This is a genomic window from Isoptericola sp. NPDC056578 (assembly GCF_042793275.1).
In the GTDB taxonomy this organism is placed as follows: Bacteria; Actinomycetota; Actinomycetes; order Actinomycetales; family Cellulomonadaceae; genus Isoptericola.
Window position 1 is genome coordinate 1 of record NZ_JBHTVC010000017.1, and the last position, 21,491, is coordinate 21,491.

The 21,491-nt window shown below is 75.3% G+C and carries 17 protein-coding genes; 10 read left to right on the forward strand and 7 right to left on the reverse strand.

Annotated elements, in window-relative coordinates; translation table 11 throughout:
• Window positions 1–29: 29 nt before the first annotated feature.
• Window positions 30–485, reverse strand: coding sequence for a ubiquinol-cytochrome c reductase iron-sulfur subunit (locus ACFQ80_RS08925; protein WP_430563394.1), 456 nt, complete (start codon window positions 483–485; stop codon window positions 30–32).
• A gap of 145 nt (window positions 486–630) precedes the next feature.
• Between ACFQ80_RS08925 and ACFQ80_RS08930 the strand changes: the two genes are divergently transcribed.
• A complete protein-coding gene (locus tag ACFQ80_RS08930) occupies window positions 631–1,053 on the forward strand; it encodes a hypothetical protein (RefSeq protein WP_430563395.1) in 423 nt (140 codons plus the stop codon).
• Window positions 1,054–1,302: 249 nt separating this feature from the next.
• Complete coding sequence (locus tag ACFQ80_RS08935; protein ID WP_430563440.1) at window positions 1,303–3,537, forward strand: RecQ family ATP-dependent DNA helicase; 2,235 nt, start codon at window positions 1,303–1,305, stop codon at window positions 3,535–3,537.
• 33 nt (window positions 3,538–3,570) lie between these two features.
• On the opposite strand, the gene ACFQ80_RS08940 is transcribed toward ACFQ80_RS08935, so the two are convergent.
• Complete coding sequence (locus ACFQ80_RS08940) at window positions 3,571–6,918, reverse strand: SNF2-related protein (RefSeq protein WP_430563396.1); 3,348 nt, start codon at window positions 6,916–6,918, stop codon at window positions 3,571–3,573.
• A 108-nt stretch (window positions 6,919–7,026) separates the two neighbouring features.
• Window positions 7,027–8,352, reverse strand: coding sequence for a histidinol dehydrogenase (gene hisD / locus ACFQ80_RS08945; protein WP_430563397.1), 1,326 nt, complete (start codon window positions 8,350–8,352; stop codon window positions 7,027–7,029).
• 63 nt (window positions 8,353–8,415) lie between these two features.
• On the opposite strand from hisD, the gene ACFQ80_RS08950 reads away from it, so the two are divergent.
• The 7 genes from ACFQ80_RS08950 to ACFQ80_RS08980 all read left to right on the forward strand — a co-directional run bounded on the left by ACFQ80_RS08950 (window position 8,416) and on the right by ACFQ80_RS08980 (window position 15,579).
• Window positions 8,416–9,141 carry a GntR family transcriptional regulator gene (locus ACFQ80_RS08950; protein WP_430563398.1) on the forward strand — a complete coding sequence of 242 codons (726 nt, stop codon included), beginning with the start codon at window positions 8,416–8,418 and terminating at the stop codon, window positions 9,139–9,141.
• Window positions 9,142–9,245: 104 nt separating this feature from the next.
• A complete protein-coding gene (locus ACFQ80_RS08955) occupies window positions 9,246–10,292 on the forward strand; it encodes a BMP family ABC transporter substrate-binding protein (protein WP_430563399.1) in 1,047 nt (348 codons plus the stop codon).
• 75 nt (window positions 10,293–10,367) lie between these two features.
• Window positions 10,368–11,996 carry an ABC transporter ATP-binding protein gene (locus tag ACFQ80_RS08960; protein WP_430563400.1) on the forward strand — a complete coding sequence of 543 codons (1,629 nt, stop codon included), beginning with the start codon at window positions 10,368–10,370 and terminating at the stop codon, window positions 11,994–11,996.
• Window positions 11,993–13,282, forward strand: coding sequence for a hypothetical protein (locus tag ACFQ80_RS08965; protein ID WP_430563401.1), 1,290 nt, complete (start codon window positions 11,993–11,995; stop codon window positions 13,280–13,282). The genes ACFQ80_RS08960 and ACFQ80_RS08965 overlap by 4 nt, the downstream gene beginning before the upstream one ends.
• Window positions 13,279–14,205 (forward strand): ABC transporter permease, encoded by a 927-nt coding sequence (locus ACFQ80_RS08970; RefSeq protein WP_430563402.1) that lies wholly within the window; start codon window positions 13,279–13,281, stop codon window positions 14,203–14,205. The genes ACFQ80_RS08965 and ACFQ80_RS08970 overlap by 4 nt, the downstream gene beginning before the upstream one ends.
• Window positions 14,202–15,284 (forward strand): ornithine cyclodeaminase family protein, encoded by a 1,083-nt coding sequence (locus tag ACFQ80_RS08975; protein ID WP_430563403.1) that lies wholly within the window; start codon window positions 14,202–14,204, stop codon window positions 15,282–15,284. Before ACFQ80_RS08970 ends, ACFQ80_RS08975 begins: the two co-directional genes overlap by 4 nt.
• 67 nt (window positions 15,285–15,351) lie before the next feature.
• On the forward strand, window positions 15,352–15,579 hold the full coding sequence (locus ACFQ80_RS08980) for an RNA-binding S4 domain-containing protein (protein WP_430552264.1): 228 nt from the start codon (window positions 15,352–15,354) through the stop codon (window positions 15,577–15,579).
• Between the two features lie 23 nt (window positions 15,580–15,602).
• On the opposite strand, the gene ACFQ80_RS08985 is transcribed toward ACFQ80_RS08980, so the two are convergent.
• Entirely contained in the window at window positions 15,603–16,007 is a 405-nt protein-coding gene (locus tag ACFQ80_RS08985) for a pyridoxamine 5'-phosphate oxidase family protein (RefSeq protein ID WP_430552265.1), read from the reverse strand.
• A gap of 115 nt (window positions 16,008–16,122) precedes the next feature.
• Between ACFQ80_RS08985 and ACFQ80_RS08990 the strand changes: the two genes are divergently transcribed.
• Complete coding sequence (locus tag ACFQ80_RS08990; RefSeq protein ID WP_430563404.1) at window positions 16,123–16,863, forward strand: DUF899 family protein; 741 nt, start codon at window positions 16,123–16,125, stop codon at window positions 16,861–16,863.
• A 32-nt stretch (window positions 16,864–16,895) separates the two neighbouring features.
• Here the strand turns inward: ACFQ80_RS08990 and ACFQ80_RS08995 are convergent, their stop codons facing one another.
• The 3 genes from ACFQ80_RS08995 to ACFQ80_RS09005 form a co-directional block, all read right to left on the reverse strand.
• Window positions 16,896–17,414, reverse strand: a complete 519-nt coding sequence (locus ACFQ80_RS08995; protein ID WP_430563405.1) for an NUDIX domain-containing protein — start codon at window positions 17,412–17,414, stop codon at window positions 16,896–16,898.
• Complete coding sequence (dnaE, locus tag ACFQ80_RS09000) at window positions 17,411–20,998, reverse strand: DNA polymerase III subunit alpha (RefSeq protein WP_430552268.1); 3,588 nt, start codon at window positions 20,996–20,998, stop codon at window positions 17,411–17,413. The genes ACFQ80_RS08995 and dnaE overlap by 4 nt, the downstream gene beginning before the upstream one ends.
• A gap of 76 nt (window positions 20,999–21,074) precedes the next feature.
• On the reverse strand, window positions 21,075–21,491 hold the full coding sequence (locus ACFQ80_RS09005) for a YkvA family protein (RefSeq protein ID WP_430563406.1): 417 nt from the start codon (window positions 21,489–21,491) through the stop codon (window positions 21,075–21,077).

Below are 21,491 nucleotides of genomic sequence, written 5' to 3' on the forward strand. Positions count from 1 at the left end.
CGCCGGGCCCCCGTCGTCCGTGCGCCCCGTCACGCGAGCACGACGTCGTCCCCCGAGACCTCGACCTGGATCGACGGGAGCGGCTCGGGCGCCGGCCCGCCGAGCACCGCGGCGTCCGTCAGCGCGTAGCGCGACTGGTGGCACGGGCACAGCAGCTCGCCCTCGCCGGGCGCGACCGTGCAGCCCGCGTGCGTGCAGATCGCGCTGAACGCGTGCACCTCGCCCTGGGTCGGCTGGGTCACGAGCACGTCCTGACCACCGACCTTCGCGGCGACGGCGCCGCCCACCGGCACGTCGGCGAGCGCGACGACGACCGTGCCCGCGCCCGCCGCGCTCGCGGAGGCCGCGGCCTCCTGCGGCGTCGGCTTCTGCTCGGCACAGGCGGCGAGCACCCCGGCGCCCGCGATCGCGCCCGCCGCCGCGCCCGTGCCGCGCAGCAGCTGTCGGCGGGTCGGACCGCAGGAGCAGGCGGCCGCGTCGGGCACGGTCGGACTGGCCTGAGGGCCGGCCTGAGGGCTGGCCTGAGGGCTGGTCGCTGGGCTGGTCGGCATGGCGCCTCCGGTGGGTCGGGCCCCGGCCCGCCGGACGCTTCCGCTGACGGCACCACCGAGGAGTGGGAGCATCATCATCATGGACTCGTCGCACGGCGCGGTGCCACCCCGGCCGCGGCCCACCCCCTCGGCCCGGCCGCCGGTCGCGCGCGGCTGGCGACTCGCGGCCGCGATCGCGGTCCTCGTCTCCGCCGTCGTCCACGTCGTGCTGTACGTCGACGGCTACGACACGATCGCCGTCGTCGGCCCCCTCTTCCTCCTCAACGCCGTGGCGGGCGTCGTGCTGGCCGGGCTGCTCGTGGCCTGGCGGCACTGGCTGCCGCTCGTCGGCGGCATCGGCTTCGGCGGCCTGACGCTGCTCGCGTTCGTCCTGTCGACGACGGTCGGCTTCTACGGCGTCAACGAGACGTTCGCGGGGGCCACCGAGATCGTCGCCGCCGCGGCCGAGGTGGTCGCGGTGGTGGCGTCGTCCGTGGCGCTCCTGCGGGAGTACGTGCGCTGACGGCCTGTGGAGGACGGGCCGGAGCCGTCGGCGGCGCCCCCTACGATCGAAGACGTGAGCCACCCCGACGACCCGTACGCCGACCTCGTGTTCGACCCGACGGACGAGGACGTCCCGCCGCCTGACGACCAGGCGCCCGAGAACGAGAACGAGCACGGCGCCCCGCCCGGGCCGCGGACCGCCCCGCCGCCCGTCCCGTCCCCCGAACCCGCGTCGGCACCCGACGCCGCCAAGCGCGCGAAGCTCGCGATGCTCCGCGGGCTGCTCGACAGCGCGGGCGAGGGCGGCGGCACGCTGCGCGAGCAGGCCGAGGAGTCGCTGCGCGCGCTGGTCGGCCGCGAGGACGCGACGCTGCGGGAGGACCAGTGGCGCGCGATCGAGGCGCTCGTCGCGTTCCGCCGCCGCGCGCTCGTCGTGCAGCGCACCGGGTGGGGCAAGTCCGCCGTGTACTTCGTCGCGACGTCCCTGCTGCGGTCCCGGGGCGCGGGTCCCACCGTCATCGTGTCCCCGCTCCTGGCGCTCATGCGCGACCAGATCGCGGCGGCGTCGCGCGCCGGGATCCGCGCCGTGACGATCAACTCCTCGAACGTCACCGAGTGGGACCAGGTGCACGCGGACATCGCGGCGGGCGAGGTCGACGTGCTCCTGTGCTCGCCCGAGCGGCTCAACAACCCGGCGTTCCGCGACGAGGTGCTCCCCCGCCTGGCGGCCGACGCGGGCCTCGTGGTGATCGACGAGGCGCACTGCATCTCCGACTGGGGCCACGACTTCCGGCCCGACTACCGCCGCATCCGCACGCTGCTCGCCGACCTGCCGCCCGGCATCCCCGTCCTCGCCACGACGGCCACGGCCAACGCCCGCGTCACCGCCGACGTCGCCGAGCAGCTCGGCGTGCACGGAACGGCCGCCGGCGGCGACCCCGTCCCCGACGAGGACGTGCTCGTGCTGCGGGGCGGGCTGGACCGCGAGTCGCTGCACCTCGCCGTGCTCGAGCTCCCCGACCAGCCCACGCGGGTGGCGTGGCTCGTGGAGGCGCTGCAGGACGTCGAGGGGTCGGGCATCGTCTACTGCCTCACCGTGTCCGCCGCCGAGCAGGTGGCCGAGCAGCTCCGGGGCGCGGGGCTGGCGGTCGCGGCCTACACCGGCCGGACCGACCCCACCCAGCGGGAGCAGCTGGAGGAGGACCTCAAGGAGAACCGGGTCAAGGCCCTGGTGGCGACGTCCGCGCTCGGCATGGGCTTCGACAAGCCCGACCTCGCGTTCGTCGTGCACCTCGGCGCACCCTCCTCCCCCATCGCCTACTACCAGCAGGTGGGCCGCGCGGGCCGTGGCGTGGACGACGCCGTCGTCGTGCTCCTGCCCGGGCACGAGGACCGGGCGATCTGGGACTGGTTCGGGTCGCAGGCGTTCCCCACCGAGCCGCAGGTCCGCGCCACGCTCGGCGCCCTCGGGGCGTCCGAGGGCGCGCAGTCGACCGCCGCGCTCGAGACGCAGGTCGACCTCAAGCGGTCCCGGCTCGAGACGATGCTCAAGGTGCTCGACGTCGACGGCGCGGTGCGGCGCGTGCAGGGCGGCTGGGTCGCCACCGGCACCCCCTGGGCGTACGACGCCGAGCGCTACGCACGGGTGGAGGCCACCCGCCAGGCGGAGCAGCAGGCCATGGTCGACTACGTGGCCACCTCCGGGTGCCGGATGGCGTACCTGCGCGCCCAGCTCGACGACCCGGAGCTGCCCGACGGCTGGGCCTGCGGCCGCTGCGACCGGTGCGACGGTGTCACGCTGCCCGCCGTCCCCGACGCGGAGGCCGTGGCCGCCGCGCGCGCCGACATGGACCGGCCCGGCGTGGAGGTCGGACCGCGCGCGATGTGGCCGTCCGGGCTGGCCGCCCTCGGTCTCGACCTCAAGGGCAAGATCGCGCCCGGCGAGCGCGCCGAGCCGGGACGCGCGGTCGCCCGCCTCGACGGCCTGGGCTGGTCGGGCCCGCTGCGCGACCTCTTCGCGGCGGGTGCACCCGACGGCGAGGTGCCCGTGCCGCTGCGGCACGCCGCCGCGCGTGTCCTCGACGACTGGGACGCCATCCACCCCGGCCGCAGCGACGGCGGCGACGGGGCGGACGACGCGGGCGCGTCCCACGCGATCGAGGGCGTGGTCGCGGTGCGGTCGGCCACCCGTCCGCAGCTCACCTACCACCTGGCCTCGGGGCTGGCCGCCTACCTGGGCGTGCCGCTCATCGGCGCGGTCGGGCCGGCCGCCGGCTCCGAGCAGCCCGACCGGCACGACGTGAACTCGGCGATGCGCCTCGCGGGAGTGGCGCGGCGCCTGCGACCGGAGCTGGGCGACGCCGCCCTGCGCGGCCTGCCGGGCCGCACCGTGCTGCTGGTGGACGACTGGACCGAGTCCGGCTGGACGCTCACGGTGGCCGCCCGGCTGCTGCGCCAGGCCGGCGCCGCGGCGGTGCACCCGTTCGTGCTCGGCGTGCGCTGACGGGTCCGCGCGCGCCGCGGCGGGGCACCAGGGTCAGCCGTCGAGCAGCCCCCGGACGTCGTCGGCCGCGAGCGCCCGGGCGAACGTGCCCGCCGCGTCGTCGAGCACGGCGTCGAACAGCGCGGCCTTGCGCCGCGCGAGCGCCATGACCTTCTCCTCGATCGTGTCCTGCGCGACCAGGCGCGTCACGACGACGTTGCGGGTCTGCCCGATGCGGTGGGTGCGGTCGACGGCCTGCGCCTCGGTGGCGGGGTTCCACCACGGGTCCAGCAGGTAGACGTAGTCGGCCTCGGTGAGGTTGAGCCCGACGCCGCCCGCCTTGAGCGAGACGAGGAACACCGGGGCGTCGCCCTCCTTGAAGGCCCGCACGACGTCCGCGCGCCGGCGGGTGGCGCCGTCGAGGTAGACGACGGGCAGCCCAGCGGCGGTGACGCGCTGCTCGACGCGCCGCAGGAACGACGTGAACTGCGAGAAGACGAGCGCCCGGTGGCCCTCCGCGGCGATCTCGGTCAGCTCGTCGGTCACCACGTCGAGCTTGGCGGAGCCCACGCCCGCGTACGCGTCGTCGAGGAGCGACGCGTCGAGCGCGAGGCGGCGCAGCGTCGTCAACGACCGGAAGATCGCCACGCGGTTCGCGTCGAAGTCCTCCAGCAGCCCGAGCAGCCGCTGTCGCTCGCGCTGCAGGTGGGTGTCGTAGACCTTGCGGTGGTCGGGGGTGAGCGGCACGCGCAGCACGCGCTCGGTGCGCTCGGGGAGCTCGGGGGCGACCTGCTCCTTGGTGCGGCGCAGCACGAGCGGGCGGATGCGCCGCTTGAGGCGTGCGAGCGCGCGGTTGCCGGCCGCGACCACCTGGGGGTCGTCGTCGGCGGCCGCGGCGTCGACCAGCCGCGCGGTCTCCGCCTTGAAGCGGTGCATCGACGGGTACAGCCCCGGCGCGACGATCGCGAGGGCCGCCCACAGCTCCATGAGGTTGTTCTCGAGCGGCGTGCCCGTGACCGCCAGCTTGAACGGGGCGCGCAGCAGCCGGGCGGTCTCGTGCGCCCGCGTGCGCGGGTTCTTCGCCACCTGCGCCTCGTCGAGGATCAGCCCGCCCCACTCGAGCGCGTCGAACGCGTCGAACTCGAGACGGAAGACGGCGTACGACGTGACGACCACGTCGGCCCCGGCGGCGAGCTCGGCCAGGTCGGTGCCGAGCGTGCGCGAGGTGGCGGGCATCGCGACCACCCGCAGCCCGGGGGTGAAGCGCGCCGCCTCGTCCACCCAGTTCCCGACCACGGAGGCCGGGGCGACGACGACGAAGGGCGGGGCGTCCGCCGCCGTCGTCCGCGCGTGCGCCAGGAACGTGAGCGTCTCGACCGTCTTGCCGAGCCCCATGTCGTCGGCCAGGATCCCCCCGAGCCCGTGCTGCCACAGGAAGGTCAGCCATTCGAACGCCTGCCGCTGGTACGGCCGCAGCTCGGCGCGCACGCCGTCGGGCACGTCCAACGCCTCCGCGACACGCTCCCCCGCGGCGAGCGCGCGCAGGCCGGCCAGCGACCGCCGCCAGGCCTCCGCGGCCTCGACGACGTCCGCCACGTCCTCGAGCTCGCCCCACAGCTGCGCGTCGTAGCGGCTGACCCGCGTTTTGCCCGGCCGGTCGCTCAGCGCGGTGGCCTCCGTGATGAGGTCACGCAGGCGGCCCAGCACCGGCTGGTCGAGGCGCAGCCACGACCCGTCGACGAGGAGCAGCCGCTTGTCGCCGCGCGCGAGGGCGGTGAATAGGCGGGCGAAAGGGAGCGCCTTGCCGCCGACGGTCACCGAGACGCCGAGATCGAGCCAGTCGGAGTCCCCCGAGGGCGCCCCCGAGACGACCACGCGGGGCGCGGCGTCCAGGTGCAGGTAGTGCGGCACGTCGCCGGCCTCGACGCGCACGTCGCCCGTGGCGGCCAGCGCGGGGAGCACGCCGTGGGCGAGGTCGAGGGCGTCCAGGCCATTGAGGTCCGTCCGGGCGGCGAGGTCGAAGCGCTCGAAGCCGGGCACGCCCCGGACGGTCGCCTGCGCCTTGGCCCGGATCTCGGCCTCGGCCCCCGGGTCCCGCACCGGGTCCGACGTCGCCCCGTCCAGCGCGACGCGACGCGCCGCACCCCCGCCGACGGGCGCCGGGTAGTCGAACCTCCACGTCAGGAGCGCGTGCTCCGGCGACGGGAAGGCGACCTCGGCCACGAGCACCGGGCGCGGCGGGTCGGGCAGCGCGACGGAGCCGTCGGTGACGACGCGCACGGCGCGACGGAGCGCGGGGAGGTGCTCGGCGTAGAGCTCCGCCACGTCGTCGCCCGGCACCTCCACCCGGCCCACGACCACGAGCTCCCGCGCGGCGTCGGACAGCCGCCGCGGCGTGGGCCCCAGCCGGAGCACGGTCCGCCGGCCGGAGGCCTCGACCGCGTACAGGCCGGTGTCCCCCACCGTGCCGAGCGGTGCACCCGGGGCCACGTCGACGCGGTCGAAGGCCACGACCGGGTCCAGGTGCACCCCGCCGTCCGCCGCGCCGACCGCGGTCCCCACCCTCAGGCGGAGCTCCGCCGCGTCCGCCAGGAGCACCTCGTCACGCGCCCCGTGCGCGACGAGCGGGATCTCCAGGTCCGCGGCCTCGGCGAGCAGCGCCCACAGCCCGCGGCCGCCGGCGGCCAGGGGGCGCCAGGCGCGCCGGCCGCGGCCGAACCCGCCCCCGTCGCCGAGGGCGGACCCGAGGTCGGCGAACCAGCGCCGCACCTCGGGCGCGGGCGTGGCCCGCACGTCGGCGAACGCGTACAGGCCGGTGGCCAGCGCCTCCCAGCTCGCCTCGGGCGCGACCTTCCAGCCGGTGCGCCCCGGCACGACCGGCCGCACCGAGAGCTCCGGGGGCAGGCCGCCGAACTCCTCGTCGAGCCGGAACCGCAGTGCGACCGGCAGGGTGCCGCCGTCGCGGGTGCCGTGCGCGGCCGGACGGCGGGACCCGGCGTCCGGGGCTCCGGTCACCGCGGCGAGGCGCCCCCTCCAGCCCACGGGTTCGTCGCCGTTCTCGTCACCGCTGACGGCGGCCACGGCGGTCCCGACCGCCTCGGGCTGGGCACCGACGTGCAGCAGGACGGCTGCGACGTGCTTGCAGTCCGCTCGCACCGGACAGCTGCAGGTCGACCCGTCGTAGGCGTACCGCCCGTCGGCCCCGACGGTGAACGTCACGCGACAGGCGTAGGGCTGCGCCCCGCTGCCCGCGACGCGGGCCGTGAGCGCCCGCGCGTCGGGGTCCCAGTGCCAGGTGCGCACCATGCCCGCGCGCTGGTAGCCCTGGGCGCGGCGGAACGCGGCGCTCCCGACGACGTCGCCCACCACGACCGGGTCGAGGCGGGGTGGCGGCGCGGGCATGCGTCCATGCTCGCACGGCCCTCCGACGCGGCCGACGCCGTGGGCCGTGCCGCTTGGCACACTATTCCGCGCCCCGGCGAGGACCGGTCGTGGGCGTGGTGCGGCTGCTCAGAGGAAGCGTCCGCGGACGGCCTCGCCGTGCGCGGGCAGGTCCTCGTCGTTCGCGACGGCGACGATGCGGTCGGCGAGCTCCTCGAGCGCGTCGCGGGAGTACTCCACCACCTGGACGGACTTGAGGTAGGCGTGGACGCCGAGGCCGCTGGAGAAGTGCGCGGAGCCGCCGGTGGGGAGCACGTGGTTGCTGCCCGCCATGTAGTCGCCGAGGGAGACGGGCGACCACGGGCCGACGAAGATCGCCCCCGCCGATCGCACACGCTCCGCGAGCGCCGCTGCCCCCTCGGTCTGGATCTCCAGGTGCTCCGCGCCGTAGGCGTCCACCACCGCGAGACCCTGCTCCAGGTCGTCGACGAGCACGACGGCGGACTGCGGTCCGCCGAGCGCCTGCAGGACGCGGGCCGAGTGCTTGGTGGAGCCCACCAGGTCGCTCAGCCGGGCCTCCACGGCGCCGGCCAGCTCCACGGACGGCGTGACCAGGACGGAGGCAGCCATCGGGTCGTGCTCGGCCTGGCTGATGAGGTCGAGGGCGACGTGCCCCGGGTCGGCCGTCTCGTCGGCGAGCACGGCGATCTCCGTGGGCCCGGCCTCGGCGTCGATGCCGACGACGCCGCGCACCAGGCGCTTGGCCGCCGTCACGTACACGTTGCCGGGGCCCGTCACGACGTCCACCGGGTCGCACAGCACGTCGCCGTCCTGCGGCTCGGTGCCGGCGGCGCCGTACGCGAACATCGCCACCGCCTGGGCCCCGCCGACCGCGTAGACCTCGTCGACGCCGAGCAGCGCGCACGCCGCGAGGATCGTCGGGTGCGGCAGCCCACCGGCGTCCTTCTGCGGCGGCGACGCGACGGCGAGCCCGGGCACCCCGGCCTCCTGCGCGGCGACCACGTTCATGATCACGGACGACGGGTACACGGCGCGGCCACCGGGCACGTACAGGCCCACGCGCTGCACGGGGACCCACCGCTGTCGCACCACCGCACCCGGCGCGAGCTGCGTGGCGTGCTCCGTCGGCACCTGCGCGGCGTGCACCGCCCGGACCCGCCGGATGGCCTCCTCGAGCCCCGCCCGCACCTGCGGGTCGAGCCCCGAGAGGGCGGCGGCCAGCGCCTCCACCGGGACGCGCAGATGCTCCGGACGCACGCCGTCGAGGCGCTCCGACAGGTCGCGGAGCGCGGCGGCACCGCGGGCCCGGACGTCGGCGATGATCGGGGTGACGGCCTGGACGGCCTCGTCCACCCCGATCTCGGGGCGCGGCAGCACCCCGAGCAGCTCGGTGCGGGTCAGGTCCTGCCCGCGGAGGTCGATGCGTCGGATCACCGGACCAGTCTAGGCCGGGCCCCGGTCCGGCCACCGGCCCCGCCCGCTCCTTAGGATCGGTGCGTGACCACGCCCCCCGCGCCCCGCGGCGACAGCCGCTCGCTGCGCGAGACCGCCTACGAGACCATCAAGGCACGCATCATCGGCCTCGACCTCCATCCGGGTCAGCGGCTGGTCGAGAGGGACATCGCCGCCGAGCTCGGCGTCTCGCGCGTCCCGCTCCGCGAGGCGCTCCAGCAGCTCGAGGGCGAGGGCCTGGTCATCCTGGTGCCCCGGCAGGGGGCGCTGGTCGCGCCCTTCACGCGCGAGGACGTCGAGCAGCTCTTCGAGGTCCGCGAGAGCGTCGAGGTGCTGGCGTTCCGGCTCGCGGCGCTGCGTCGCACGGCCGCCGACCTCGAGACGATGGCGGCCGCCGTGCAGGCCGCGCGCGAGGCCCTCGCCGCCCACGACGACGCCGCGACGGCCGCGGCGAACGCCGGCTTCCACGCGGCGGTGGTGCAGGCGTGCGGCAACACGCTGCTGCGGTCGATGCTCGCGCCGCTGGACGCCCGGGTGCGCTGGCTCTTCCACCTCACGAAGCGTCGGGACACCCGCGAGCAGTGCGAGGAGCACGCGGCGATGCTCGCGGCGATCGAGGCCCGCGACGCGGAGACCGTCGGCGCGCTCGCCCAGCGGCACGTGGCCTCGGGACGCGGGCCGAGCCTCGCGCTCGCCGAGACCTGGGCCTCCTCCCCCGTCGACCCCGTCGAGGCGACCCGGTCGCGCAACCGGGGCCGGCGCGCCGGCTGACCGATGCACGGTCACGCAGCATTTACGGCCGGTTGACCCCCTGGAAACACGACGTCCCGAGACTCCTCCATTAGTGGTATACCGCTAACTCACTGGAGGACGACATGCGCAGCCCCCGCCCCGGAACCCGCACCCACCGCACCGGACCGTCTCCCGCCGCACCGACCCGCCGGCGCCTGGCCACCGCGCTCGCCGCCGCGGGGACCCTCGCTCTCGCGGCCTGCGGCACCCCTGCCGCCTCCGGCACCGACCCGACGGCCGACGGGCCTCTGGCCGTGGGCGTGTTCCTCCCCGGATCGACCTCGGACACGGGGTTCATGCAGTCGGCCTACCTCGGGTACCAGCGGGTCGAGGAGGAGCTCGGCGACGAGGTCGACATGTCGTTCGTCGAGGAGGTCGCCGCGGCCGACTACGAGCAGACCCTGGTGCGGCTCGCGGGCAGCTCCGACCTGGTGATCTCCGTGGGCGGGCAGACCGACGCCGACCTCCGCAAGGTGGCTCCGCAGTTCCCCGACGTCACGTTCGTCGAGATCGGCGGGCCGGCCGACGCCGAGCCGCTGGACAACCTCGCCTACTACGACCCTCAGCAGGCGGAGGCCGAGTACCTCTCGGGCGCCGTCGCGGCCCTGTCGTCGTCCACCGGGAAGATCGGCTTCATCGGCGGGGTCGAGCTGCCGGCCATCGTCAACGCCTCGGCCGCCTTCGCGAACGGCGCCGAGGCCGCCGTCCCGGGCACCACCGTGGTGACGCCGCAGTTCCTCGGCGACTTCAACGACCCGGCCAAGGCGAAGCAGGCCGCCGCGGCGAACTTCGGCGTCGGGGTCGACGTCGTCGGGCAGATCGTGAACCTCGGCAAGCAGGGCATCGAGCAGGCCGCGGCCGACGCGGACGCCGCGATGATCGGCGGGCCGATCCCCGGCGAGTGCACCGGACCGTACGCCGGGTACGTGCGCACGGACATCGGCACCGAGGTCGAGTACGCCGTGCAGGCGGTGCTGGACGGCACGTGGGAGGCGGCGCAGGTGCCCTTCGGCCTGACGTCCGAGCGTGGCGGTACCGAGTTCGTCCTGTGCGGCGACGACCCCGAGACCGCGGACGCGCTCGCGACCCTCACCGAGTCCGTCGCCAGCGGCGACGTCGCCCCGTACTGACCCGGCCCGTACCGACCCGGCCCCGTACCGACCCGGCCCCGTCCCGCCGGACCGACCACCGACCGAGGAGGTCCCGTGCCCCCACCGCGACCGGACGACACGCCCGCGCTCGAGCTCCGCGGCGTCACCCGCCGCTTCGGCGCGCACACCGCGCTCGACGACGTCGACCTCACGGTCGCCGCCGGCGAGGTGCACTGCGTGCTCGGCGAGAACGGCGCCGGCAAGTCGACGTTGTGCCACCTCGTCTTCGGCACCCTGCCCCCCACCCGCGGCGAGCTGCTGCTGGACGGAGCGCCGTACGCCCCCGCGTCCCCCGCCGAGGCGATCCGCCTGGGCATCGGCATGGTCCACCAGCACTTCTCGCTGGTCCCCACGCTCACCGTGCGGGAGAACCTCCTGCTCGGGCGCGGGCGGCGGCTGCCCCCCGACCTCGCGGGGCTCACGACGCGGCTCGCGGAGATCGAGGACGAGCTGGGCCTGCGTGTCGACCCGGCGGCCGTGACCGGGGAGCTCAGCATCGGCGCGCGCCAGCAGGTCGAGATCGTGCGCGCCCTGGTCGACCGGCCGCGCCTGCTGCTGCTCGACGAGCCCACGGGCGTCCTCGGCCCCGAGGACGTCGAGCGGCTGCTGGGGACCTGTCGCCGCGTCGCGGCCGCCGGGACGGCCGTCGTCCTCGTCACCCACAAGCTGGCCGAGGTGCGGCGCGTCGGCGACCGCGCCACGGTGCTGCGGGGCGGGCGCGTCGTCGGGGGCGGCCGGATCGCCCGCCCCGGCGACGGCGGCCCCACGGCCGAGGACGGCGGCGGTCCCGACGCGCTCGGCACGGCGGACCTGGTCACCCTGATGATCGGTCGCCACGTCGGAGGGCTCGACCCGGTGCTCGCCGCGAGCGTCGACGTGGAGGGGAAGGCGGCGGCCCGCCGCCCGGGCCCGCCGCGACCCGACGCGTCCCTGCCCGTCGCGCTGGACGTCCGCGGCCTCGTCGTGGAGGGCGCGGACGGCGAGCGGCTGGTGGACGACGTCGACCTGGCCGTCCGACCCGGCGAGGTCGTCGGGATCGCGGGCGTGGAGGGCAACGGCCAGAGCGAGCTCGTCGCGGCGCTCTCCGGGGCGCGCGCCCCGGCGGCGGGACAGGTCCTGCTCGACGGGCACGACCTCACCCGCGCGACGCCGGGACGGCGCACCGCGCTCGGCCTCGGCGTCGTCCCCGAGGACCGCCACCACGAGGCCGTCGTCCCGGCGCTCAGCGTCACGACGAACCTCCTGCTCGGGCGTCTCGGCGCCTACCGGAGGTTCGGGCTCCTCGACCGGCGTGCGCTGCGCGCCGACGCGCGCGACCTCGCGGCCCGGTTCGACGTGCGGGCCGCCGACCTCGACGCGCCCCTCTCCTCGCTCTCGGGCGGCAACCAGCAGAAGGCCGTGCTGGCCCGCGAGCTCAGCCTCGACCCGCTGCGCTGCGTCGTCGCCGCCCAGCCGACGCGCGGCCTCGACCTCGGCGCCGTCGACGACGTCGTCACCCGCCTGCGCGACGCCGCCGCGTCCGGCGTCGCCGTGCTGGTGGTCTCCAGCGAGCTCTCGGAGCTCCTCGCGACGTGCGACCGCGTGCACGTCGCCTACCGGGGCCGGCTGAGCGACGCCGTGCCCACCGACGCGCCGGACGCGCGCGACCAGGTCGCGCGCCTCATGACGGGAGCAGCCGTATGACCCTCGCCGCACGCGCCCTCGCCGCCGCACGTTCCCCGCGGAGCACCGCGCCGGGCTCGCCGCCGGCGCCCCCGCCCACGCCGTCGAGCGGGGCACCCACAGGGACACCGACCGGGACGCCGAAACAGCCCGGCCCCACGAACTCCCCCGCCGACGGTGGTCGGGAGGCGCCGCCGCGCGGACCGACGGCCCGGCTCCGCGACCTGGCGCCCGCCCTCGTCCCGGCCGCGGCGGTCGCCGGCGCCCTGGCCGTGGCCGCCGCCCTCGCCGCGCTCGCCGGAGCGCCGCCCGCCGAGGCGGCGGCGGCCCTCTGGGACGGCATGGTCGGCACCCCGTACGCGATCGGCTCGGCCGTCAACACGGCGGCGGTCCTGCTCCTGGTGGCCGCCGGGTTCCTGCTCGCGCACCGCGCGGGCCTGGTCAACGTCGGCGGGGAGGGCCAGATCTGCGTGGGGGCGGTCGCCGGGACCGCGGTCGGCACCGCCCTGCCCCCGAGCGCGCCCCCGGCCGTCGCGCTGCCCCTCGTCCTGCTCGCCGCCGCCGCGGGCGGCGCGGGATGGGCCGCGATCGCGGCCTGGCTCGCCGTCCGGCGCGGAGTGAGCGAGGTCATCACCACGCTGCTGCTCAACTTCGTCGGCGCCGCGGTCCTCGTCCTCGCCGTGCACGAGGAGGCGCTCCTGCGCCAGCCCGTCACCAGCTCCGAGACGCTCCCGCAGTCCGCCCCCCTCGTGGAGGCGGCCCACCTGCCGCTGCTCGGGGTCCCGGGCTCGCCGGCGACCGTCGCCGCGGTGCTCGCCCTCGTCGCCGCGGGCGTCGTGGCGCTCGTCCTGCACCGCACCGGCACCGGCGTCCGGCTCGCCGCCGTCGGCCTGTCCCGGCCCGCGGCGCACCGCCTCGGCCTCGGCGTGGACCGGCTCCGGTTCTCCGCGCTGACCGCCGCCGGGGCGGCCGCGGGCGTCGCGGGCGGCGTCCTCGTCGTGTCCGCGCCGTACGTGCTCGACGACGGCATCTCGTCGGGATACGGGTTCTCCGGCCTCGTCGTCGGCCTGCTGGCGCGCGGGTCCTGCGCCGTCGCCGTGGTCGTCGCGGCCGCGCTCGGCTTCCTGGTGTCGGGCGGGATCAACCTGCAGCTCGCCGCCGGCGTGCCCGCGTCGCTGACGCAGGTCGCGGAGAGCCTCGTCATCCTCGGCGTCGCCGGGACCGCGGTCTGGGCCGTGCGCCCGACCCGGCACCGGCGCGCGCACCGCACCGTCCCGACGACCCCCCGACCGGAGGCGAGCCCGTGATCGACACCCTCACCGACCTGCTCGCCGCAGGCGTCGCCCTGGCCGTCCCCGTCCTGGTCGCCGCGAGCGGCGAGCTCGTGGGCGAGCGCTCGGGAGTCCTGACCATGAGCGTCGAGGGCATGATGCTCACCGGCGCGTTCGCGTCCGTCGTCGGGGCCACGGCCTCCGGGTCGGCCCTCGTCGGCGTCGCCTGCGGCGCCGCCGCGGGGCTCCTGGCCGGGCTCCTGCAGGCGCTGCTCAGCGTCGTCCTGCGCGCCGACCAGATCGTCACCGGCATCGCCGCGAACGCGCTCGCGCTCGCCGGCACCACCTTCGGCGCCCGCCTGCTCCTCGAGCGCGGCACCGTCGTCCCGGGCTTCGACCGGGTCGCGGTGCCCTGGCTGTCCGACCTCCCCGTCCTCGGCCCCGCGCTGTTCCAGCAGACCGGCCTCGCGTACGTCCTGCTGGCCGTGGTCGTGGGGCTCGGCCTCCTCACGTCACGCCGCACGACGTGGGGCATCGCCCTGAGCGCCGTCGGCGAGGACGCCGCGAGCGCCGACCGTGCGGGCGTGCCCGTGCTGCGCGTCCGGTTCCTGGCGGTGCTCGTGGTCGGGGTGCTGTCCGGCCTCGCGGGCACCCAGCTCGCCCTCGCGGAGGTGCACACCTTCACGGACAACATGACGGCGGGCGTCGGCTACCTCGCGGTCGTGGCCGTGATCGCCGGGAGCTGGCGCCCGGTCGGCGTCGCCGTGGCGGCGCTGGTCTTCGGCCTGGCGCAGGCGCTGCAGTTCACGCTGCCCGCACTGGGGGTGGACGTGCCGTTCGCGCTGCTCGTCATGCTGCCGTACGTCCTCGCGCTGCTGGCCGTCGCCGGGCTCGTCACCCACAGCCGCCCGCCGTCGGGGCTCACCACGCCCTTCGCCCGGCTCGGACGCACCGCATGAGCACCGCCGCGGTCCGCCCCGCCGCCCGTCCCACCGACCATCCCACCGCCCGTCCCGCCGACCATCCCGCCGACCATGCTGGAGCGCCCGTGCCCCTCGTCCTCACCCGATCCGAGCTCACCGGGCTGGTGTCGCCCCGGGAGGTGGTCGACCTCGTCGAGCAGACCTTCGCCGACCTCGCGGACGGCGTCGCCGCGCAGGCGCCGCTCACGGCCGCGGCGCTCGACCCCGCCGCGCACTTCCTGCCCATGACCGCCGTGTCGGGCCGGGCCGGGCTCGCCGGCTCGAAGCTGCTGGCCGACGTCCCCGGCAACCGCGACCGCGGCCTGCCGGCCCAGCGGTCCGTCCTGGTGCTCGTCGACGCGAGCACGGGCGCGCCCGCCGCGGTGCTCGACGGCGCGGTCCCCACCCGGCTGCGCACGGCCGCCGCGAGCGCCGTGGCGACACGGTGGCTGGCACGCGAGGACGCCCGCGTGCTCGGCCTCGTCGGCGCGGGCGCGCTCGCGCTCGAGCACGTGCGGGCGCTGGTCGAGGTCAGGCCGCTCGAGCGCGTCCTCGTCTGGTCCCGCACCACGGAGCGCGTCGCGACCTTCGCCGCGCAGGTCGCCGAGCACCTCCCGGACCTCGCCGTGGAGGCGGTCGGATCTCCCGAGGCCGCGGTCCGGACTGCCGACGTGGTGTGCACGCTCACCCCCGCCCGCGACCCCCTCGTCCAGGGGGCGTGGTTCGCCCCCGGCCTGCACGTGAACGTCGTCGGCGCGCCGCCCCGGCCGGACCATCGCGAGGTGGACGGGGCCGCGATGGCGCGCTCCCGCGTCGTGGTCGACTCCGTGGGGACCGCCCTGCACGAGTCGGGCGACGCGCTCCTCGCCATCGCCGAAGGGGCCATCGACGCCGACGCGTGCCGCCTCGAGCTCGGCGACGTCGTCACGGGCCGTGCGACGGGGCGCCGCGCCCCGGACGAGATCACCCTCTTCGACTCGGTCGGGCTCGGAGTCCTCGACGTCGCACTGGGCGCGGTCCTGCTCGAGCGGGCGCGAGCGGCCGGCCGTGGCGTCGCGGTCGACCTGGCGGCGTGACACCCCGTCGCCACGCGCACGCGGCGAGGTGCCCGGACCGCGACCGCGAGGACGGACAATGGGTCCCATGAGCGCCCCGATCGAGGTCCCCATCCGCGACGACATGATCCGGCTGGGGCAGTTCCTCAAGCTGGCGGGCCTCGCGGAGTCCGGAACCCACGCGCGTGACCTGGTCGCCGACGGCGAGGTCCGGGTCAACGAGGAACCCGAGACCCGCCGCGGTCGCCAGCTGGTCCGGGGCGACCGGGTGACGGTGGCCCTGCCCGAGGGCGACGAGACCGCCGTCGTCGCCTGAGCACCGCCGGGGAGCCGGGGCGCTCAGGCCATGTAGGTCGAGGCCATCGCCCGGTCCGGGGTGAGGCGCAGCACGACGCGCTCGGGGTCGTGCTCCAGCGGCCGGTAGCGCTTCGAGTACCGCACGACGGCGTCCGCGATCTCGTCGGCGTCCTCGCTCACCTCGATCGTCCCCTCGAGCGTCAGCCACCGCCCGCCGTCCACCTGGCACAGCGCCGCGCGGGGGCGGCCTCCCGCGGAGGTCTCCCGGCGTGCGTTGGCCACCTTGGTCGACGACCGGCGCGCCGTGGTGCGCGCGACGCCCGCCTCGGCGTCCCAGGTGAAGGCGACGGGCACGACGTGCGGGCTCCCGTCGGCGCGCAGGGTGGTCAGGGTGGCGAGGTGGCGCTCGGTGACGAACACGAGCTGCTCGGGGTTGAGGCGGAACACGCCCCGAGCCTACGGCCGCGGGGCACCGATGAGTCCGGGGGCGCGCGCCGGTCGAACCACCGACCGGAGCAGCCGGACCGCCCTGCCCCGGACCCGACCTGCCGAGGAGCCCGCCGTGACCGAGACCGCCGCCTCCCCCTCCCCCGTCGACCGCGCCACGTGGCTGCGTGACCGCGAGGCGCTGCGTGCCCGCGAGAAGGCGCACACCCGCGAGGGGGACGCGATCTCCGCCGCGCGGAGGCGCCTGCCGATGACCGAGGTCGACGCGGGCGCGCTGCTCGTCGGCCCCGACGGGCCGGTCCCGCTCCTGGACGTCTTCGACGGGCGTGACCAGCTGATCGCGTACAAGCACATGTGGCACGCCGGGCAGCCGGTCGAGGGGCAGTGCGAGGGCTGCACGGCCAGCATCTGGAGCGTGCAGGACGCCGCCTACCTGCACCACCGCGGCGTGACGTTCGCCGTCTTCTGCGAGGGCCCGTGGGACGAGGTCGCGCCCTTCGTGGAGTTCATGGGCTACCGGGTGCCCTGGTACTCGATGCAGGGCGTCACCGACGAGGCGGTGGGTGGCGGCCTCAGCGACGACCGCGGCCTGATCTCCTGCTACCTGCGCGTCGACGACCGGGTGTTCCTCACCAACGAGACCACGCACCGCGGCGTCGAGGCGATCATGGCGCAGGCCCAGCTGCTCGACCTGACCGCGTACGGGCGGCAGGAGGAGTGGGAGGACTCCCCCGCCGGCTGGCCGCAGCACCCGACCGCGACGTGGTGGAAGGACCGCGGGCGCCCCGTGCCGCAGTGGTCCCGGCCCGAGGCCGCGCCGTACGACCCGCACGCGGCGCACGGCCACCACCACTGACCGCCGCGAGAGCCTCCCGGCGGGTCGCGCCCTCAGAAGCCGTCGGTGAGGATCGGCGGCACGCGGGTGCCGTGCCGTCCCTCGTCGTGCAGGGCGCGCAGCACCACGAGCTCGTGCGGCACGACCGGGTCGGGCAGCGCGACGAACGGGAACCACCGCAGGTCGCCGACCTTCGCGGGTTCGCGGATCTCGGGGCTGCCGGACCACCGGGTCGCGGTGAAGAAGAAGTCGGCGCGCTGCTCGAGCGCCGGGCCGCCGGGCTGTCCGCGGTGCATCGTCGTCACGGGCACCAGGTCGGCGGGGTCGACGACGACGCCGAGCTCCTCGCGGGCCTCACGCACCGCGGCCTCGAGCACCGACTCCCCCGCCTCGACGTGCCCCGCCGCGGCGGCGGCCCAGTGCCCGTCCCGGTACCCGGTCCCCTGCCGCAGCTGCAGCAGCACCTGCCCCTCGCGGCGCAGGTACACGTACGCCGCCGGCACCACCCGGAAGCGGTGGTCCGCCGAGCCGTCGTCCGGGCCCGCCTCGACCTTCGTCACGTCCGCGCTCACGACAGGCAGCTCGGGCCGAGGAGGGCCTTGAGGTCGCCGAACAGCGCGGGCGACTTCTCCACCCGCAGCGTGTCCGCCGCGCGCACCACCGTCCGCTTGCCCGGCTCCGCGACGCTCACGTGCACCTCCGCGGAGCCGGGGTGCGTGGCCAGCACCTCGCGCAGCCGCACCATGACCGGCTCGACGCAGCGGGTGTGCGGCACGGTGACCAGGACGGGCGCGTCGGCGACGGCGGACGTGTCCGGAAGCGACACCTCCATCGCCTGCAGCTGCATCTGGTCGTCGCGGCGCCGCACGCGGCCGCGCAGCGTGACGACCTGGTCCTCCGCGAGGATCGTCGAGTACGCGAGATACGTCTCGCCGAAGAACATCACCTCGACGGCGCCCTCGAGGTCCTCGACCGTGACGGCCGCCCACGGGTTGCCGTTCTTGCTCATCTTGCGCTGCACGCTGGTGAGCAGCCCCGCGACCGTGACCTGGGAGCCGTCCTGGCGCCCTTCGTCGGCCATCAGCGCCGCGATCGACGTGTCCGCCGCGCGCGCCAGCACGTGCTCGAGCCCCGACAGCGGGTGGTCCGAGACGTACAGGCCGAGCATCTCGCGCTCGAAGGCGAGCCGCTGCTTCTTGTCCCAGTCGGGCAGGTCGGGCACGTCGACGGCGAACGTCATCGCCGCGTCCTCCTCCGCGCCGCCGAAGCCGGCGAAGAGGTCGAACTGGCCCTCGGCCTCCTTGCGCTTCACGGAGATGACCGAGTCCACCGCCTGCTCGTGCACCACGAGCAGGGCACGGCGCGGGTGGCCGAGCGAGTCAAACGCCCCGGCCTTGATGAGCGACTCGATGGTGCGCTTGTTGCAGACCACCGCCGGCACCTTGTCGAGGAAGTCCGTGAACGAGGTGAACGCGCCCTTCTCCTCGCGGGCGGCGATGATCGCGTCCACGACGTTGGCGCCGACGTTGCGGATGGCCGTCAGGCCGAAGCGGATGTCGGCGCCGACGGCGGTGAACTTGGCGGCGGAGTCGTTGACGTCGGGCGGCAGCACCGTGATGTGCATGCGACGGCACTCGCCCAGGTAGAGCGCCATCTTGTCCTTGTCGTCCCGCACGCTCTGCAGCAGGCCGGCCATGTACTCGGTCGGGTAGTTCGCCTTGAGGTACGCCGTCCAGTACGAGACGACGCCGTACCCGGCGGAGTGCGCCTTGTTGAACGCGTACCCCGCGAACGGCACCAGGGTGTCCCAGACCGCCTGGATCGCGGGCTTGGAGTAGCCGCGCTCCTTCATGCCCGCCTCGAAGGGGACGAACTCCTTGTCGAGGATCTCCTTCTTCTTCTTGCCCATCGCGCGCCGCAGCAGGTCGGCCTGGCCGAGCGAGTACCCGGCGAGGATCTGCGCGGCGCGCTGCACCTGCTCCTGGTACACGATCAGGCCGTACGTCTCGCCCAGGACCTCGCTGAGCGGCTCCTCGAGCTCCGGGTGGATCGGCTCGATCTTCTGCAGGCCGTTCTTGCGCAGGGCGTAGTTGATGTGCGAGTTCATGCCCATCGGCCCGGGGCGGTACAGCGCGATGACGGCGGAGACGTCCTCGAAGTTGTCCGGCCGCATCTGGCGCAGCAGCGAGCGCATCGCGCCGCCGTCGAGCTGGAACACGCCGAGCGTGTCGCCGCGGGCGAGCAGGTCGTAGGTGGCCTTGTCGTCGAGCTCGACGGTCTCGATCGCCACCGGCTCCTTGCCGTTCATGACGATGTTCTCGAGCGCGTCGTCGAGGATCGTGAGGTTGCGCAACCCGAGGAAGTCCATCTTGATGAGGCCGAGGCCCTCGGACGTCGGGTAGTCGAACTGCGTGATGACCGCGCCGTCCTGCGGGCGCCGCATGATCGGGATGATGTCGATCAACGGGTGGCTCGACATGATGACGCCGGCGGCGTGCACGCCCCACTGCCGCTTCAGGCCCTCGATGCCGCGCGCGGTCTCGACCACGCGCTGGGCCTCGGGGTCGGCGTCGTGCACCGCGCGGAACTCCGCGGCCTCGGCGTAGCGCTCGTGCTTCGGGTCGAAGATCCCGGACAGCGGGATGTCCTTGCCCATGACGGCGGGCGGCATCGCCTTGGTGAGCTTCTCCCCCATCGCGAAGGGGAAGCCGAGCACGCGCGAGCCGTCCTTGAGGGCCTGCTTCGCCTTGATGGAGCCGTAGGTGACGATCATCGCGACGCGGTCGTCACCGTACTTCTCGGTGACGTACCGGATCACCTCGGCGCGACGGCGCTCGTCGAAGTCGACGTCGACGTCGGGCATGGACACGCGCTCCGGGTTGAGGAAGCGCTCGAAGATCAGGCCGTGCTTGAGGGGGTCGAGCTCGGTGATGCCCATGACGTAGGACACCATCGAGCCGGCGGCCGAACCACGGCCCGGGCCCACCCGGATGCCCTGCTCCTTGGCCCAGTTGATGAAGTCGGCCACCACGAGGAAGTACCCCGGGAAGCCCATCTGGATGATGACCTCGACCTCGTAGTTCGCCTGCTTGCGCACGTCGTCGCCGATGCCCTCGGGGTAGCGGCGGCGCAGGCCCGCCTCGACCTCCTTGACGAACCAGCTGACCTCGTCCTCGCCGTCGGGCACGGGGAACCGCGGCATGTAGTTCGCCTTGGTGTCGAACGAGACGTCGCAGCGCTCGGCGATGAGCAGCGTGCTCTCGATCGCCTGCGGCAGCTCGGAGAACAGGCGGCGCATCTCGGCGCCCGAGCGCACGTAGAAGCTGTCGCCGCTGAAGGCGAACCGGCTGCCGCCCTGGTCGTAGGTCGGCTCGTCGAGCGTCGACCCGGAGTTCACCGCGAGCAGCACCTCGTGGGAGTGGGAGTCCTCCTGCTTCGTGTAGTGCAGGTCGTTGGTGGCCACCAGCGGCGCGTCGATGTGCTCGGCGAGCCGCAGCAGGTCCTTGTAGGTGCGGGACTCGATCTCGATCCCGTGGTCCATCAGCTCGACGAAGAAGTTCTCCTTGCCGAGGATGTCCTGCAGCTCGCCCGCCGCGCGCACGGCCTCGTCCCACTGGCCCAGCCGCAGCCGGGTCTGCACCTCGCCGGACGGGCAGCCCGAGGTGCCCATGAGGCCCTTGCCGTACGTCTCGAGGAGCTCGCGGTCCATGCGCGGCCACTTGCCCATCTGGCCGTCCAGGGACGCCAGCGACGACGCGCGGAAGAGGTTGTGCATCCCCTCGTTGTCGCGTGCCCAGAGCGTCATGTGCGTGTAGGCGCCGCCCGCGGAGACGTCGTCGCGCCGCTGGTGCTGCTCGCCCCAGAGCACCTTGGTGCGGTCGTGGCGGCTGGTGCCCGGGGTCACGTACGCCTCGACGCCGATGATCGGCTTCACCCCGTGCTTCTGCGCCGTGCTCCAGAAGTCGAACGCCCCGAACAGGTACCCGTGGTCGGTGATCGCGATGGCCTTCTGGCCGAGCCGCGACACCTCGCTGAACAGGTCGTTCATGCGCGCCGCGCCGTCGAGCATCGAGTACTCGGTGTGCACGTGCAGGTGGACGAAGTCGTCCTCGGCGGTACCGGTCGGCTGGGCGATGGGGGAACCTGCGTCGGGCATGGACCGAGTCTAGGCAGTCGCCTCCGACACTCCCGACCGCCCCGCCGAGGGGAACCTCACAGGGCCGCGACCGCCGTCACCATCGCACCAGCAGGCGGAGCACGGCCAGCCCGTCGTCCGTGCCCGGCCAGTGCCGGCGCACGACGTCGGGCCCCGCGCTGCGCACCACAGCCCGCAGGACGAGCACGACCACGACCACGTCGTCGGCCCAGCCGAGCACGGGGATGACGTCGGGGACGACGTCGAACGGCATCGCCAGGTAGCCCAGCAGCACGACGAGCAGCGCGCGCACGCGCCGCGACAGGGCACGGTCCGCGGCGAGCCGTCTGACCAGGCGCAGCACGTCGGGCAGCAGGCGCACGGCGCCGCGCAAGGAGCCGCGGCCGGTGCGCCGCCGCACGACGAGCAGGCCGACGGCCAGCAGCGCCCAGAGGGCGAGCACGGCCACCACCAGACCGGCGATGGCGTCCGCCCACCAGGGCAGGCCGGTCAC